The organism is Stenotrophomonas sp. PvP093 (assembly GCF_017876915.1).
GTDB classification, from domain to species: Bacteria; Pseudomonadota; Gammaproteobacteria; order Xanthomonadales; family Xanthomonadaceae; genus Stenotrophomonas; species Stenotrophomonas muris.
This window is the reverse complement of the sequence record NZ_JAGIOX010000004.1, coordinates 1486529-1503517: the sequence shown is the minus strand read 5'-3', so window position 1 is coordinate 1503517 and position 16989 is coordinate 1486529. Positions and strand designations below refer to the sequence as shown.

Genomic DNA, 16989 nt, shown 5'->3' with positions numbered 1-16989 from the left:
TCACCGGGCATGGCCCGGCGCTACCGCTGCGGGTGTTCTTCGCCCGGGTAACGACTCACTTCGATCAGGTTGCCATCCGGGTCGCGGAAGTACACCGATTCGATCGGTCCCAGCGCACCGGTACGTGTGGCCGGCCCCTCCTCCACCGCGATGGCCTGCGCCTGCAGGTGCGCCAGCACATCGACCATTGCCGTATGCGTGACCAGGCACAGATCGGCACTGCCCGGCGTGGGTCGCAGCGCATGCGGCTGCAGTGGCGCGCTGGCCGGATGCAGGTTGATCTTCTGCTGGCCGAACTGCAGCGCGGTACGGCCAGCGCCGAAGCGCACGACCTGCATGCCGAGCACGCGCTGGTAGAAGTCACAGCTGCGTTCGATGTCGGCGACGGTGAGGACCAGGTGGTCCAGGCGTTCGAGATGGATCATGCCCAAAGCGTAGCGCCGCCGGCGTCGTCGCAATGTGCGGTGACGGGCCGATGGCGTTGCCGCCTGGCGCCGGGCATGGCCCGGCGCCACCAGTGACTCAATCGCCGATGCGCGCCTTCTGCCACGGGCCGAGCATCGCGTTGAGCAGGCTGGCCTGCTCGTCGTCGCCGGTCAGCTCCCACATGAACACCCCGGCCAGGCCCTGCTCGCGGGCGAACCGGGCACGCAGGCCGATCGAGCGCGGGTCTTCATAGCTAATGAAGATCTTCTGCACGGCGTTGTACAGCCACGGGCTCTGCGCCTGCGGCTGCCAGTGCTTCGCCCAACCCGGCTGGTCGAGATAGCGCGCCTTGATCACCCGCCAGTCGCCGGCGTCGGCCGGTGCGCTGTAGGGCTGATACAGGCCATCCGGCGCATCGCCGGTGACCTTGAAGCCGCGCCCATAGAACGGCACGCCCAGCACCAGCTTGTCGGCCGGCACACCGTGCTCGCGGTAGTACTGCACGGCGCCGGCCACGTTGTTCCAGCGCCGCAGCTCCGGCGCCAGCGGATCGGCCGGCACTTCATGCAGGGGCGCATTGAAGGTCGACACCGATGAGAAGCCGGTGCCCATGTCATAGCTCATCAGGTTGATGAAATCGAACACCTTGGCCAGCGCCGGCAGGTCGTAGCTCGCCGCCGGATCATAGGGGCCATCGGTCTGCAGGCGACCGGCGGCCAGCGCGGCGCTCAGCAGCATTGGCTGCCCCACCTTGCGCCCGTGCGCGTCGAGTGCCACGCGGAACGCCTGCGCGAGCCTGGTCAGGTTGGCGCGATCCTGCGGGCGATGCGCCAGCTCCTTCGGCCCGCCACTGACCGGGAACTCCCAGTCGATATCCACACCATCGAAGCTGCCGGCATGGTGATCGAAGAACAGTGCCATGCATGAGTCCACCAGGCGCTTGCGGCTGGCCTCGGTCAACGCTGCATCGGAGAACCCACCCGCACCCCAGCCACCGATCGAAATCAGCGTGCGCAGGTGCGGATGCGCCTTCTTGAGCTCGGCCAGCGCGGCGAAGTTCTTCGGCGCTTCCGCGCCGACCGCGCAGCGGCCGTCCTCGATGGTGGAGAACGCATAGAACAGATGGGTCAGGCGCTCGGCGGGAATGCTCGACACCGGATAGCGCTCGGCCGAGCCGCCGGGGTAGTAGGCACCGAAGATCGGCGGCGGCGCCGGCGCGGCGCGCGCAGCGATGGGCACGGCACCGGCAATCAGCACGACAAGGACGGCCACGGTCTGGCGGAACATGGGATCTCCCGGTTCGAAGGCGCCGCCACGTTAGCAAACGGATGGGGCGTCGGGACGCATGTCGCGGCATGTCGTCCCATGGACAGGCGCGATCCGTACAACCATGACAGAACGATGGCCACGTCGCGGCTTCCATGCACTGCAGCAGGACATGCAGCGACCTGGATGAGCGGCACTGCATGACATCAAGGCAAAGAAAAAGCGGGCCGAAGCCCGCTTTTTCAATTCAGCGATTCCAGAAGCGTGTCAACCAAGGTTGACACCTACCGTAATCGACCGGAGGTCGATTACTCGGCGCTGGCGGCGTCGCCTTCTTCCACGGCCTTCATCGACAGGCGGATACGGCCCTGCTTGTCGACTTCCAGCACCTTGACCTTGACCACATCGCCTTCCTTCAGCACGTCGCCGACCTTCTCGACGCGATCGCTGGAGATCTGCGACACGTGGACCAGACCGTCCTTGCCCGGCAGGATCGTGACGAACGCACCGAAGTCCATGATCTTGGCGACCTTGCCTTCGTAGATGCGGCCCGGCTCGACGTCCGAGGTGATCTGCTCGATGCGGGCCTTGGCGGCCTGGGCAGCGATGGCATTGACCGAAGCGATGACGATGGTGCCGTCATCCTGGATGTCGATCTGGGTGCCGGTTTCCTTGGTGATGGCCTGGATGGTCGAGCCACCCTTGCCGATCACTTCGCGGATCTTGTCCGGGTGGATCTTGATGGTCAGCAGGCGCGGCGCGTAGTCGGACAGCTCTTCACGCGGAGCGGTCAGGCCGTGGGCCATTTCGCCCAGGATGTGCAGACGACCAGCCTTGGCCTGCTGCAGAGCCTGCTTCATGATCTCTTCGGTGATGCCTTCGATCTTGATGTCCATCTGCAGGGCGGAAATGCCCTCAGCGGTACCGGCCACCTTGAAGTCCATGTCGCCCAGGTGATCTTCGTCACCCAGGATGTCGGACAGGACGACGAAGCGCTCGCCTTCCTTGACCAGGCCCATGGCGATACCGGCCACCGGCGCCTTCACCGGCACGCCGGCGTCCATCAGGGCCAGCGACGAGCCGCAGACCGATGCCATCGACGAGGAACCGTTCGACTCGGTGATTTCCGAGACGACGCGGATGGTGTACGGGAAGGATTCCAGCGACGGCATGACAGCCAGCACGCCGCGCTTGGCCAGGCGACCGTGGCCGATTTCGCGGCGCTTCGGGCCCATCATGCGGCCGCACTCACCCACCGAGAACGGAGGGAAGTTGTAGTGGAACAGGAAGTTTTCCTTGTACTCACCGGCAACGGCGTCAATGACCTGGCCGTCACGGGCGGTGCCCAGGGTGATGGTCACGATGGCCTGGGTTTCGCCACGGGTGAACAGCGAGGAACCGTGGGTACGCGGCAGCACGCCGGTCTTCACGGTGATCGGGCGGACGGTGTCCAGCGCACGGCCGTCGATACGGACCTTGGTGTCCAGCACCGAGTCACGCATGGTGCGGTATTCCAGCTCGCCGAATTCCTTCGACAGCTCGGCCGGGTTCCAGCCTTCAGCGGCCACGCGGCCAGCCAGGGCTTCAACCACGTCCTTCTTGATCGCCGAGATGGCGTCGCGGCGCTGCAGCTTGTCACGCACCTGGAAGGCTTCGCCCAGGCGCGGGCCGATGGCTTCCTTCAGGGCGGAGATCAGCGCTTCGTTCTTGGCCGGGGCTTCCCAGGTCGACGGCTTGGTGCCGGCTTCGACGGTCAGCTCGTTGATCGCGTTGATGACCTTCTGCATTTCGCGGTGACCGAAGGTCACGGCGCCCAGCATCACTTCTTCGGACAGCAGCGCGGCTTCGGATTCAACCATCAGCACGGCGTTGGAGGTACCGGCGACGACCAGCTCCAGCTGCGAGTCAGCCAGTTCGCTGACGGTCGGGTTCAGGATGTACTCGCCGTTCTTGTAACCGACCTTGGCCGCGCCGATCGGACCCATGAACGGGGTGCCAGCCAGGGCCAGGGCAGCCGAAGCACCGATCAGGGCCGGGATGTCACCGTCCACGTCCGGGTTCAGCGACATCACCGTGGCGATGATCTGCACTTCGTTCTTGTAGTCTTCCGGGAACAGCGGGCGGATCGGACGGTCGATCAGACGCGAGATCAGGGTTTCCTTCTCGGTCGCACGGCCTTCGCGCTTGAAGAAACCACCCGGGATACGGCCACCGGCGTAGAACTTTTCCTGATAATCGACGGTCAGCGGGAAGAAGTCCTGGCCTTCGCGCGCGCTCTTGGCGGCGACGGCGGTGACCAGCAGTACGGTGTCGTCCATCTTGACGATGACGGCGCCGCTGGCCTGACGGGCGACTTCGCCGGTCTCAAGCGTGACGGTGTGCTTGCCGTACTGGAAGGTTTTGGTGATTTTTGCCACGGAGGGTGTCCTTGGGGATGCTGTCTGCGAATTTGGACCGTCGGCGACCCTTGCCGCCAGCGGGTGGCCGGATCGTTCCGGCCTGAATCGGGGATTGCGGTACTACAAAACAAAACCGCGGCGCATCGCTGCGCCGCGGGGGATTCGTTGCTTAGCGACGCAGGCCAAGCTTCTCGATCAGGGCCTTGTAGCGCTCGACGTCCTTCTTCTTCAGGTAGTCGAGCAGGCTGCGACGGCGGTTGACCATCTGCAGCAGGCCGCGGCGGCTGTGGTGGTCCTTCTTGTGGGTCTTGAAGTGGCCGGTCAGCAGTTCGATGCGGGCGGTCAGCAGTGCAACCTGGACTTCCGGGGAGCCGGTGTCAGCCGCGCTGCGCTTGTTGTCTTCAATGACCTTCTGGGTGTCGATCGACATTTCTTTTTTCTCTGTGATGCGTGGCCGGCAGGAACGCGCTTCGCGCACCGCCAGGCTCGCCGTGGACTACGAGGATGAAACCTGCGCGAGGCAGGTTGCCGGAAAACGGCCGCGAAATTGTAACGGCCGGGGGCGTCCGGGACAAGGACCGGGGCTGAACCGGCAGGCCCCGGTCAGAGGTTGAAACGGCGCTGCGGGGCCAGCAGGCCACTCTCGTCGACCTGGCCCAGGCCCTGGACAGCATCGTCCGGACCGAACACGGCCACCAGGCCGCGCGGCCAGGACAGGTCGCGCTGGCGCTGGCCCACGCAGAACCGGTGGGCCTGGTCGGCGTCCAGGTCGACCCTCGGGTATTCAGCCAGGCCGGCCGCCAGCGGCAGCAGCAACGCGTCCATGCCAGCCTCGTCACCGGCCTCGACCATCGCCCGCAGCTGGTCCAGGGTGACCATGGCAGGCTCGCGGAACGGCTCGACCCAGAGCCGGCGCAGCGCGCTGATGTGGGCGCCACAGCCCAGGCGTTCGCCGAGGTCGCGGGCCAGGCTGCGGATATAGGTGCCGGAACCACAGGTCACGCGCAGCCGCAGCCGTTCCGGCTGCTGCTCCAGCACCTCGATGGCGTGTACCTGCACCTCGCGTTCGGGCGCTTCGATGACGTCACCGCGGCGGGCCTTCACATACAGCGGTTCACCGCCCTGCTTCAGCGCCGAATAGATCGGGGCACGCTGGCGGATGGTGCCGGTCAGCGGCGCCAGCGCAGCCTGCAGGGCCTGGGCACTGATCGCCGGCACCGGGCGCTGCAGCAGTACCTGGCCTTCGGCATCGTCGGTATCGGTGGTCTGGCCGAGCACGATCTCGGCGTCGTAGGCCTTGGCCGAACCCAGCAGCAGGCCGGCGATCTTGGTCGCCTCGCCGAAACACAGCGGCAGCAGGCCGGTGGCCAGCGGGTCGAGGCTGCCGGTATGGCCGCCCTTCTCGGCGCGGAACAGGCGGCGCGCCACCTGCAGGGCGGCGTTGGAGCTCATGCCGGTCGACTTGTCGAGCAGCAGGATGCCATCCAGGCGACGGAACTGAATTCGGGTCATGACAGGAAAGTGTTGGGACGGGCCATGCTCGGCTGCCGCAGCGCGGCCTGCATCAGACATCGCGCAGCCGGAATGCAGCAACGCCGGGCATGCCCGGCGTCGCGCGGTTATTCTTCGTCGCTCTCGCGACGCTTCTCGGCGGCCAGCGTGTCGGGCAGGTCGCGCAGGATGTTGTCGATGTGCTCACCACGATCGACCGAGTCATCGTAGTGGAAATGCAGCTCCGGCACGTGACGCAGCTTCATCGCGCGGGCCAGGTCCATGCGCAGGCGGTAGCCCAGTTCCTTCAGGCCGGCCACGGCTTCAGCCGAACGTTCCGGCATCAGCGCGGTGACGAACACCTTGGCATGGGCCATGTCGCGGGTGATTTCCACGTCGGACACGCTCACCGAGGGCAACCCGTGCTCGCGCACGGCGTTGTGCACCAGGGTGCCGAGTTCACGGCGCAGCTGGGCGGAGACACGGTCGGTTCGATGGAAAGTCTTGGGCACGAGGAGCTCTTGGTTCAGTTGTCGCCCGACCAACGGTCGGGCACTACCTTTGATTCGATTGTCGCCCGACCAACGGTCGGGCGCTACAGGTACATGGTGGGGCCCGACCGTTGGCCGGGCCACCTTGCAGCATTACAGGGTGCGCGGCACTTCGATACGTTCGAAGCACTCGATCTGGTCACCCGGCTTCACGTCGTTGTAGGCCTTCACCGCGATACCGCATTCGGTACCGTTGCGGACTTCCTCGACGTTCTCCTTGAAGCGACGCAGCGATTCCAGCTCGCCCTCGAAGATCACCACGCTGTCGCGCAGGACGCGGATCGGCTTGTTGCGCTTGACCACACCCTCGATGACCATGCAGCCGGCGACGGCACCCAGCTTCGAGCTGCGGAAGACGTCGCGGACCTCGGCGATACCGATGATCTCTTCGCGGATCTCCACGCCCAGCAGACCGGAGGCCACCTGCTTCACCTGGTCGATCACGTCATAGATGATCGAGAAGTAACGCAGGTCGACACCATTGGATTCGATGATGCGACGGGCCGAAGCGTCCGCACGCACGTTGAAGCCGATGACGGTGGCCTTCGAAGCGGCGGCCGAGTTGGCGTCCGACTCGGTGATGCCACCCACGCCGGAGTGGATCACGTTGATGCGGATGTCTTCGTTGGACAGCGCGACCAGTGCCTGGCTCAGCGCCTGCACCGAACCCTGCACGTCGGCCTTGATGACCAGGTTGAGGACCTGCTGGCCCTCGCCCTTGCCCAGGGTCGCCATGATGTCTTCCATGCGGCTGCCAGCGGTGGCCACCAGGCGCGATTCACGGCGCTTGGTCTCGCGCTGCTGGGCAACGTCCTTGGCCAGGCGCTCGTCCTCGACGACCACGAAGTCGTCACCAGCTTCCGGCACGCCGGACAGGCCCAGGACCTGCACCGGGATGGACGGGCCGGCGAACTCCGGCTGCTTGCCGGTTTCGTCGAACAGCGCACGCACGCGGCCGTACTGGATGCCGCACACCAGGTAGTCGCCCTTCTTCAGGCGGCCCTGCTGCACCAGCACCGTCGCGACCGGGCCGCGGCCCTTGTCCAGCGACGATTCGATCACCACGCCCGAGGCGCGGCCTTCATCGACCGCCTTCAGTTCCAGCAGTTCGGCCTGGATCGAGATGGCGTCCAGCAGGTCGTCGATGCCCAGGCCGGTCTTGGCCGAGATCTCCACCATCTGGGTGTCACCACCGAAGTCTTCGGCCACGACCTGCTCGGACAGCAGTTCGTTCTTGACCCGCATCGGATCCGCGTCGGACTTGTCGATCTTGTTGATCGCCACGATCAGCGGCACACCCGCCGAACGGGCGTGCTGGATCGCTTCCTTGGTCTGCGGCATGACGCCGTCATCGGCGGCCACGACCAGCACCACGATGTCGGTCAGCTTGGCGCCGCGCGCACGCATCGAGGTGAAGGCGGCGTGGCCCGGGGTGTCCAGGAAGCTGATCACGCCCTTCGGCGTATCGACGTGGTAAGCGCCGATGTGCTGGGTGATGCCACCCGCTTCGCCGGTGGCGACCTTGGTGCGGCGGATGTAATCCAGCAGCGAGGTCTTGCCGTGGTCGACGTGGCCCATGATGGTGACCACCGGCGGACGCTGGGTGGCTTCGCCCTGGTTTTCACCGGTCGAGGCCAGCAGTGCGTCTTCGGCGTCGTTGTCGTTGGCGCGGATCGCCTTGTGGCCGAGTTCTTCGGTCACCAGCGCGGCGGTGTCGTGGTCGATGGACTGGGTGATGGTCGCCATCACGCCCATCTTGAACAGCGCCTTGACCACCTCGCCGCCCTTCAGCGCCAGCTTCTGCGCCAGGTCGGCCACGGTGATGGTGTCGCCGATCGCCACTTCACGCACCACCGGTGCGGTCGGACGCTCGAAGGCGTGCGGGCCGGCATTGTTGCCACCGCGCGACATGTCGCGACGGCCACCGGCCTGGTTGCGCCCGCCCGGACGACCCCGGGTGTTGCTGTTGTTGCTGTTGCCACGACGCGCACGGTCGGCGGCCGACAGGTGCATCTGGCCGGCGAAACGGTCACCCGGGCCACGCTCGTTGCGCGGCGCGCTGCGGTTGTTGCGGTCGTCGTTGCGCGGCGGCGGCGGTGCACCACGCGGCGCAGCCGGGGCTGCGGCCGGGGTGCGCGGCGGGCGCGGCGCGGTTTCGTCGATCGGAGCACGCTTGGGCTTGCTGGCAGCCAGCGTCTCGGCCGCCTTGGCGGCAGCCGCAGCTTCCTCGGCGGCCTTCTTCTCGGCCTCGGCGCGTTCCTTGGCGGCGGCCTCTTCCTCACGGGCACGGACGATGGCTTCGTCGCGCAGACGATCCTTCTCGGCCAGGGCCTGCTGTTCGGCAAGGTTGCGGGCGCGCGACTCTTCCAGCTTGCGCAGGATGTCGGCGCGCTCTTCGTCCGGGGTCATGGCGCGAGCACCATCCTTGACGTAGGTACGCTTCTGGCGCACCTCGACATTCACGGTCGTCTTGCTGCGACCGGAATTGACCGTCACTTCCTGCTGCTTCCGGCGGTTGAGCGTGATCTTCTTCGCAGACTGATCGGTCTCTTCCGGGGCCTGCTCGGGCTTGCCGTGCGAACGACGAAGGAAGCCCAGGAGCTTCACCTTCTCGGAGCTGGTCACGACCTGGTCGGGACCGCTGAACTTCATGCCGGCACCGGCCAGCTGTTCCAGCAGTTTTTCGACCGGCGTGTTGACCAGTTCGGCAAGCTTGCGGATGGTGGTTTGCTGCGACATTCGGATCCTATGATCTTGTGGGCGCCCCCCCGCATGTGGAGGTGGCGCGGATTCTACGCCCTGAGCGGCTCAGGGCCCTGTTCATTGCCGGCTCATTCGCCGCGTTCCAGTCGGGCGATCTCCTCGGCACGGGCGGCCAGGATCAGCGCAGCGGCGCGCGCCTGATCCAGTCCTTCGATGCCGAAGTCCATGACCTCGTCGGCGGCCAGGTCGGACAGATCCTCGCTGGTACGCACGCCGTGGCCGGCCAGCGCGTATGCGGTGGCTTCGTCCATGCCCTTCAGGGACAGCAGGTCCTGCGCCGGCTGGCCGTCTTCAAGGCCTTCCTCGACTGCCAGGGCCTCATTGAGCAGCGCATCGCGGGCACGAGCGCGCAGCTCTTCGACGATGTCCTCGTCGAAACCTTCCACGGCCAGCAGTTCGCCGACCGGGACATATGCGATTTCCTCGACGGTGCCGAAGCCTTCGCTGACCAGGATGCCGGCGATTTCCTCGTCCACTTCCAGCTTGTCCATGAACAGCTGGCGGGCCGCAGCCTGCTCGGCTTCCGACTTGGCGGTGACCTGGTCCTGGGTCATCACGTTGAGCTGCCAGCCGGTCAGGCGGCTGGCCAGGCGCACGTTCTGGCCGCCCTTGCCGATCGCCTGGGCCAGGCGGTCTTCGGCAACGGCCAGGTCCATCGAGTGCTTGTCTTCATCGACGATGATCGACTGCACTTCGGCCGGCGCCATCGCGTTGATGACGAAGTTGGCCGGGTTGTCGTTCCACAGCACGATGTCCACGCGCTCGCCATTGAGCTCGTTGGACACGGCCTGCACGCGCGAACCGCGCATGCCGATGCAGGCGCCGATCGGATCGGTGCGCTGGTCGTGGGCCAGCACGGCGATCTTGGCGCGGTCGCCCGGGTCACGTGCACAGGCCTTGATTTCCACCAGGCCCTGGCCGACTTCCGGCACTTCCAGCTTGAACAGCTCGATCATGAATTCCGGGGCGGCACGGCTGATGAACAGCTGCGGGCCACGCGGCTCCGAGCGCACTTCGGCCAGGTAGCCGCGCACGCGGTCACCGGCGCGCAGCACGTCGCGCGGGATGCCCTTGTCCTTCGGGATGAAGCCTTCGGCGTTGCCACCGAGGTCGACATAGATGTTGCCGCGCTCGGCGCGCTTGACCACGCCGGTGATCAGCTCACCCACGCGATCCTTCCACGCATCCACGACCTGCTGGCGCTCGGCTTCGCGCACGCGCTGGACGATGACCTGCTTGGCGGCCTGGGCAGCGATGCGGCCGAAATCCGGGTTCTCGATCTGCTCTTCGATGTAGTCGCCGACCTCGACGCCTTCGGCTTCATCGACGGCATCCATCAGGCGGATCTGGCGGTCCGGCGATTCCATGACCACGTCATCGGCCACCACTTCCCAGCGGCGGAAGGTTTCGTAGCTGCCGTCCTTGTGGTCGATGACCACGCGGGTCAGCACTTCCTCGTCGGGATAGCGCTTCTTCGCTGCCGAGGCCAGGGCGGCCTCGATGGCATCGAAGATCACTTCACGCGGCACGCCCTTCTCGTTGGCGACTGCGTCGACTACCAGCAACAGTTCCTTGCTCATTGGCTCACTCCGCGCGCGGCTTCTTTGCCGCCGGCTCGTTGGAAGAAGAATTCGTGTTCGGCTTCGGACGCTTCGGTGCCGGACCGGTCGGCTTGCTCGGGGCCAGCCCCAGCGCCACCCAGTCGGGCATGATCCGTGCCTTGTCGATGTTGTCGGCCGACACGACCACTTCGGCCTTGTCGACGATGAAAGTGATGGTCCCCGCCGCCTCGTCGGTCGCCTCGATACGACCCTGCAGGCGACGACGGTTGTCCTGCGGCAGCTTCAGCGTGACCTTGGCCGATTCGCCGAGGTGACGGCCGAACTGCTCCAGGCTGAACAGCGGACGGTCGACGCCCGGCGAGGACACTTCCAGCGTGTAATTGCCGCTGATCGGGTCCTCGACGTCCAGCTGCGCCGACACTTCGCGGCTGACCCGCTCGCAGTCGTCGACATTGATGATGCGCTCGGGCTGTTCAGCCAGCGGCACGTCGATGTAAAGGCGCAGGGTCGCACCGCCGGGGGCCGGCAGATACTCAACGCCCAGCAGCTCCAGGCCCAGCGACACAACGGTCGGGGCGAGCAGATTCGCGATGTCGGTTGCCTTGTCGCTCACAGCCTGCCTTGATCTCTATGGTTGGGTGCCGGCCTTGGCCGGCGTGGAAACGTGACGCCCCGGAAACGACAAAGGGCCCGTTGGGCCCCTTTTCCGGAAAGACTCCGGTGACTGGATTCCGGTTGCAACCTGCATTGCCTGCCGGTTGCGGCCCTCCTTCCGGGTCCGGACTCCCGCTGGGAGGCCGCCTTCAGGGGTACTGCTAGGCCGCTGATGATAGCGACTGCACCGCGCTGGTGCAAGGTGCGGACCCGGGTCAGATCCCTTTTCCCGTGGATAAGGGATCTGACCCCGATCACGCAGAAACAACGTAGGCCCCAAAGAAAAACGCCCTCGAAGCAGGACTTCGAAGGCGATCTCTTTACTTGGTAGCGGGGGCAGGATTTGAACCTGCGACCTTCGGGTTATGAGCCCGACGAGCTGCCAGACTGCTCCACCCCGCATCAGAAGCGGAATCATGAGGCATTGCTGCGAAAAATGCAAGCTTTCCCTCATTCATCGAACCGGTTGGCGCCGATCCGACGTTGGTAGCGGGGGCAGGATTTGAACCTGCGACCTTCGGGTTATGAGCCCGACGAGCTGCCAGACTGCTCCACCCCGCACCGGAAGTGTTTGAACTGCTGCCCTGCTCTTTCGAGGAGGACTACCGCAACGATGTTCTGGCTGAACCGCTGCAGTGACAACTCAGGCTGCGCATATTACACGAATCGCGCAGCTTTGTGTCAACTTTTATGCAAGATGCGCAAATGCCTGCTGGCACCAGACCATGATCGGGTTCCAGGCCAGGCCCAGCGCGAGCAGCGCCAGGGCATTCACGCCCAGCACCACGCCCAGCACGCGGTCGTTGCTGCGCGGCATGGCCTCGCCCACCGGCTCATCGAAGTACATGACCTTGATGACGCGCAGGTAGTAGAAGCAGCCGACCACGGCGCACAGCACGCCGAGGATGGCCAGCCACAGCAGGCCGCCGTTGACGGCCGCGCCCAGCACCGCCAGCTTGGTCCAGAAGCCCAGGAACGGCGGGATGCCGGCCAGCGACGCCATGATGCACAGCACCAGGCCGGCCATCCACGGGTTGCGGGCGTTCAGGCCCTTGAAGTCCTCGATGTTCTCGGCTTCAAAGCCGGCACGCGACAGCGCGATGATCGCGCCGAAGGCGGCGGTGGACATGATCGCGTAAGCCAGTGCGTAGAACAGCGCGGCGGCGTAGCCCTGCGAACCGCCACCGGCGATGCCCATCAGCAGGAAGCCGATGTGCGAGACGGTGGAGAACGCCAGCATGCGCTTGAGGTTGCTCTGCGCGATGGCCATCAGGTTGCCGATGACCAGCGATACCGCGGCCAGGCCGGCAATCAGCAGCTGCAGTTCGGTCGACAGCGGGCCCACGCCCATTTCCAGCAGGCGGTAGGCCATGCCGAACGCGGCCAGCTTCGGCGCCGAGCTGATGAACAGTGCGATCGGTGCCGGGGCACCCTGGTACACGTCCGGCAGCCACATGTGGAACGGCGCGGCACCCAGCTTGAAGGCGACGCCGGCGATCATGAACACCGCACCGGTGATCAGCAGCACGCGCTCTTCCGAGTGCGGGATGGCCTCGCGGATCACATCCAGGTGCAGGCTGCCGGTGGCGCCGTAGATCAGCGACATGCCGTACAGCAGCAGGCCCGAGGCCAGCGAACCCAGCACGATGTACTTCATCGCCGCTTCCGAGGCCAGGCCGCTTTCGCGGTTGCTGGCGACCAGGGCGTAGGAGCACAGCGCCAGCAGTTCCAGGCCCAGGTAGACCATCAGCAGGCTGCCGGCCGAGACCAGGATCATCATGCCGGCGGTGCCGAACAGGATCAGCACCGGGATCTCGCCCTGGAACAGGTCGCGATCACGCAGGTAGCGCCAGCCGTAGACCAGGGTCAGGCCGCTGAGCAGCACGATCCCGGTCTTCATCACGTCCGCGGCGGTATCGCGCACGAACATGCCATGGAAGACCTCCCCCTGCCCGCCCACGCCGGTGGCCAGCATGAACAGCACCACGGCCAGCGCAGCGAGCGAGAACAGGTGGGTGACGATCTTGTTCCGGTTGCTGACGAACAGGTCGAGGATCATCAGGGCGAAGGCGCTGCCGATCAGCACCAGCTCGGGAGCGAGCGGTGGCAGGTCAGCGGCGGTCAATGGCAGCAGCGGCGAGGTGGTCATCATCAAATCCTGGAATTACAGCAGCTTGCTGGATGCGATCTGCATCGCCAGCTTCGCGATCGAGGGCTCCATCAGGTCGGTCAGCGGCTTGGGGTAGATGCCCAGGGCCAGCACGCCGATGGCGAACACGCCCAGCACCAGCCATTCGCGGCCGTTGATGTCCTTCAGTTCGGCAACATGGCTGTTGGCCACTTCACCGAAGAAGATGCGCTTGTACAGCCACAGGGTGTAGGCGGCGCCGATGATCAGGGTGGTGGCCGCGCCCAGGGCGATCCACGGATTACGCTGGAAGGCCGAGAGGATGACCATGAACTCGCCAACGAAACCGCTGGTACCCGGCAGGCCCGCGTTGGCCATGAAGAACAGCATCGCGAAGGTGGCGAACCACGGCATCACGTTGACCACGCCGCCGTAATCGGCGATGCGGCGGCTGTGCATGCGGTCGTACAGCACGCCGACGCAGGAGAACATCGCGCCGGACACGAAGCCGTGCGAGATCATCTGCACCATGGCGCCCTGCAGGCCCAGGCGCGCGGCGTCGGCGTTGCCGGCTTCGCGCACCAGCCACAGGGCGATGAAGGTGCCCAGGGTGACAAAGCCCATGTGCGCGATCGACGAATAGGCGATCAGCTTCTTCATGTCGTCCTGCACCAGGGCGACCAGGCCGACGTAGATCACGGCGATCAGCGACAGTGCGATCACCAGCCAGGCCCACTCCTGCGACGCGTCCGGGACGATCGGCAGGTTGAAGCGCAGGAAGCCGTAGCCACCGATCTTCAGGGCGATCGCGGCCAGGATCACCGAACCGGCGGTCGGCGCTTCCACGTGGGCGTCCGGCAGCCAGGTGTGGACCGGGAACATCGGCACCTTGACCGCGAAGGCGATCAGGAAGGCGAAGAAGATCCAGGTCTGCTCCTTGGCCGACAGCGGCAGCGCGTACAGGTCGGCCAGCTGGAAGCTGCCGCCCTTCATGTACAGGTAGATCAGCGCCACCAGCATCAGCACCGAGCCGAGGAAGGTGTACAGGAAGAACTTCAGCGCGGCGTAGATGCGGCGCGGACCGCCCCAGACACCGATGATCAGGAACATCGGGATCAGCATCGCTTCGAAGAACACGTAGAACAGCATCGCGTCCGTCGCGGCGAAGATGCCGACGGTGACACCTTCCAGGATCAGGAAGGCCGCCACGTACTGGTTCACGCGCTTGTCGATGGCGCTCCAGGCGCCGATCAGGGCAAGCACGCTGACCAGGGTGGTCAGCAGGATCAGCGCCACGGCAATGCCGTCCACGCCCAGGTTGTAGCCGATCTTGTACGCCGGGATCCAGGCATGGGTCTCGACGAACTGCAGACCATCGACGCCTGCGTTGTAGCCGCTCAGCAGCGAGAGGCTCGCCACGAAGGTCAGCACCGCTACGCCCAGCGACGCCCAGCGGGCGGTCTGCGCATCACGGATCGCAAGGATCAGGGCACCACCGATGATCGGCAGCCAGATGAGGACACTGAGTAGAGGCCAGTTCGACACGTCTTCTTATTCCGTACAGGTCATCAACGCAGGTAATGCATCAGCACGCCCAGCAGGGCAATCAGGCCGATGATCATCGCGAAGGCGTAGTGATAGAGGAAACCGGATTGGGTACGACGCAGCACGCCGGCTGCGACGTCCACAACACGTGCCGAGAGATTGACCACGCCGTCGACGATGTTGCTGTCGATCCAGCGCGAGACCTTGCCCAGCTTGACGCTGCCACCGGCAAAGCCATCGATCCACAGCTTGTCGAAGCCGTACTTGTTTTCAAGCACCGACACCAGCGGAGCAAAGGTCTTGCGGGCCTTGCCCGACAGGTCCGGCTTCCACAGGTAGAACAGTGCGGCCAGCAGGAAGCCCGCAACGGTCAGCATGAACGCCGGAGCCATCATGCCATGCAGCGCGAAGGCGACCGGGCCATGGAACTCCTCACCCAGGAAGCCGATGGTGTTCTTGGCCGGATCGTAGAAGTCGACGATGCCGGTGAAGAACGTGTGCGCCTGGCCCTTGATGGCATCGTGCGCGTGGTTGCCGGCCCAGTCGGTGCCGTACAGCATCGGGCCGATGCTGAAGAAGCCGATGGCGATCGACGGGATGGCCAGCAGGATCAGCGGCAGGGTCACCACCCACGGGGTTTCGTGCGGCTCGTGCGGACCGTGGCCATGGCCGTGGTCGTCGTGGCCATCACCATGGTGTGCATCGCCGTGGTGGGCGTCGGCGGCGTGGTGATCGTCATGGCCATGGCCGTGATCGTCATGCGCGTCGCGGAAACGCTCCTTGCCGTGGAAGGTCAGGAACAGCAGGCGGAAGCTGTAGAAGCTGGTGACGATCACGCCACCCAGCACCGCCCAGTAGCCATAGGTGGCCACCCAGCTGTTGGACAGGTGCGCGTGCAGCTCGGCCGCCTCGATGATGGTGTCCTTCGAGTAGAAGCCGGAGAAGAACGGCGTGCCGACCAGCGCCAGGGTACCGATCCACATGGTGATGAAGGTGATCGGCATGTACTTGCGCAGGCCGCCCATCTTGCGCATGTCCTGCTCGTGGTGCATCGCGATGATGACCGAGCCGGCGCCCAGGAACAGCAGGGCCTTGAAGAAGGCGTGGGTCATCAGGTGGAACACGGCAGCCGAATAGGCCGACACGCCCAGTGCAACCGTCATGTAGCCCAGCTGCGACAGGGTCGAGTACGCGACCACGCGCTTGATGTCGTTCTGCACGATGCCGATCAGGCCAGTGAAGAACGCGGTGGTGGCGCCGATGAACAGCACGAAGTTCAGCGCGGTCTGCGACAGCTCGAACAGCGGCGACATGCGGGTGACCATGAAGATACCAGCGGTCACCATCGTCGCGGCGTGGATCAGTGCCGAGATCGGGGTCGGGCCTTCCATCGAGTCCGGCAGCCACACGTGCAGCGGGACCTGGGCCGACTTGCCCATGGCACCGATGAACAGGCAGGTGCAGATGACGGTGGCGATCGACCAGATCACCGGCTCGTTCAGCAGCTGCATGCCCAGCAGCGTGCCGTCCCAGATCTGCAGCTGGGCGCGCGGGTCGGCCAGCATGCCGGCCTGCGAGAACACCTGCGAGTAGTCCAGGGTGCCGAACACCCACAGCACGCCGGCGATGCCCAGCAGGAAGCCGAAGTCACCGACGCGGTTGACCAGGAACGCCTTCATGTTGGCGAAGATCGCGGTCGGGCGCTTGAACCAGAAGCCGATCAGCAGGTACGACACCAGGCCCACCGCTTCCCAGCCGAAGAACAGCTGCAGGAAGTTGTTGCTCATCACCAGGGTGAGCATCGAGAAGGTGAACAGCGAGATGTAGCTGAAGAACCGCTGGTAGCCCGGATCGTCCTGCATGTAGCCGATCGTGTAGATGTGGACCAGCAGCGACACGAAGGTCACCACCACCATCATCATCGCGGTCAGCTTGTCGACCATGAAGCCGACGTGGGCCGAGTACTGGCCGACTTCGAAGAACGTGTAGATGTTCTGGTTGAACGGCTGCGCCCCACCCCACAGCAGCTGGTAGAGCGTATACATCGACAGGCCGCAGGCCACCGCGACGCCGAGGATGGTGATGGTCTGCGCGCCGAAGCGCTTGACCTGGCGACCGAACAGGCCGGCGATGATGCTGCCGAACAGCGGTGCGAGCACCACTGCGATCAACAGACTCTTGGAGAGAGTGATTTCCATCTGTGG

The 16989-nt window shown here is 65.3% G+C and carries 12 protein-coding genes and 2 tRNA genes; all 14 read right to left on the bottom strand.

Annotation, left to right across the window (positions count from 1 at the left end):
- Nucleotides 1-20: 20 nt before the first annotated feature.
- The 14 genes from J3A72_RS09390 to nuoL all read right to left on the bottom strand — a co-directional run bounded on the left by J3A72_RS09390 (nt 21) and on the right by nuoL (nt 16983).
- Nucleotides 21-425, bottom strand: coding sequence for a VOC family protein (locus J3A72_RS09390; RefSeq protein WP_041863657.1), 405 nt, complete (start codon nt 423-425; stop codon nt 21-23).
- Nucleotides 426-522: 97 nt separating this feature from the next.
- Nucleotides 523-1713 (bottom strand): glycoside hydrolase family 18 protein, encoded by a 1191-nt coding sequence (locus tag J3A72_RS09385; RefSeq protein ID WP_209572009.1) that lies wholly within the window; start codon nt 1711-1713, stop codon nt 523-525.
- A gap of 287 nt (nt 1714-2000) precedes the next feature.
- Nucleotides 2001-4109, bottom strand: a complete 2109-nt coding sequence (pnp, locus tag J3A72_RS09380) for a polyribonucleotide nucleotidyltransferase (protein ID WP_032957452.1) — start codon at nt 4107-4109, stop codon at nt 2001-2003.
- Nucleotides 4110-4260: 151 nt separating this feature from the next.
- The gene (rpsO, locus tag J3A72_RS09375) at nt 4261-4521 is read right to left on the bottom strand and encodes a 30S ribosomal protein S15 (RefSeq protein ID WP_005417886.1); all 261 of its coding nucleotides are present in this window, start codon (nt 4519-4521) and stop codon (nt 4261-4263) included.
- 173 nt (nt 4522-4694) lie between these two features.
- Nucleotides 4695-5603: a tRNA pseudouridine(55) synthase TruB gene (gene truB / locus J3A72_RS09370; RefSeq protein ID WP_014647857.1), complete on the bottom strand. Its 909-nt coding sequence runs from the start codon at nt 5601-5603 to the stop codon at nt 4695-4697.
- A gap of 107 nt (nt 5604-5710) precedes the next feature.
- Nucleotides 5711-6094 carry a 30S ribosome-binding factor RbfA gene (gene rbfA / locus J3A72_RS09365; protein ID WP_005410447.1) on the bottom strand — a complete coding sequence of 128 codons (384 nt, stop codon included), beginning with the start codon at nt 6092-6094 and terminating at the stop codon, nt 5711-5713.
- A 132-nt stretch (nt 6095-6226) separates the two neighbouring features.
- Complete coding sequence (gene infB, locus J3A72_RS09360) at nt 6227-8872, bottom strand: translation initiation factor IF-2 (RefSeq protein WP_014647858.1); 2646 nt, start codon at nt 8870-8872, stop codon at nt 6227-6229.
- 92 nt (nt 8873-8964) lie between these two features.
- The gene (nusA, locus tag J3A72_RS09355) at nt 8965-10476 is read right to left on the bottom strand and encodes a transcription termination factor NusA (protein ID WP_014647859.1); all 1512 of its coding nucleotides are present in this window, start codon (nt 10474-10476) and stop codon (nt 8965-8967) included.
- 4 nt (nt 10477-10480) lie between these two features.
- Complete coding sequence (gene rimP, locus J3A72_RS09350) at nt 10481-11071, bottom strand: ribosome maturation factor RimP (RefSeq protein ID WP_014647860.1); 591 nt, start codon at nt 11069-11071, stop codon at nt 10481-10483.
- A gap of 366 nt (nt 11072-11437) precedes the next feature.
- Nucleotides 11438-11514 (bottom strand) — tRNA-Met (locus J3A72_RS09345).
- A gap of 82 nt (nt 11515-11596) precedes the next feature.
- Nucleotides 11597-11673, bottom strand: a tRNA-Met gene (locus J3A72_RS09340).
- 127 nt (nt 11674-11800) lie between these two features.
- Nucleotides 11801-13261: an NADH-quinone oxidoreductase subunit NuoN gene (gene nuoN / locus J3A72_RS09335; protein WP_032957446.1), complete on the bottom strand. Its 1461-nt coding sequence runs from the start codon at nt 13259-13261 to the stop codon at nt 11801-11803.
- Nucleotides 13262-13276: 15 nt separating this feature from the next.
- A complete protein-coding gene (locus J3A72_RS09330; protein ID WP_019660580.1) occupies nt 13277-14785 on the bottom strand; it encodes an NADH-quinone oxidoreductase subunit M in 1509 nt (502 codons plus the stop codon).
- Nucleotides 14786-14808: 23 nt separating this feature from the next.
- A complete protein-coding gene (gene nuoL, locus J3A72_RS09325) occupies nt 14809-16983 on the bottom strand; it encodes an NADH-quinone oxidoreductase subunit L (protein ID WP_075076298.1) in 2175 nt (724 codons plus the stop codon).
- Nucleotides 16984-16989: the final 6 nt, after the last annotated feature.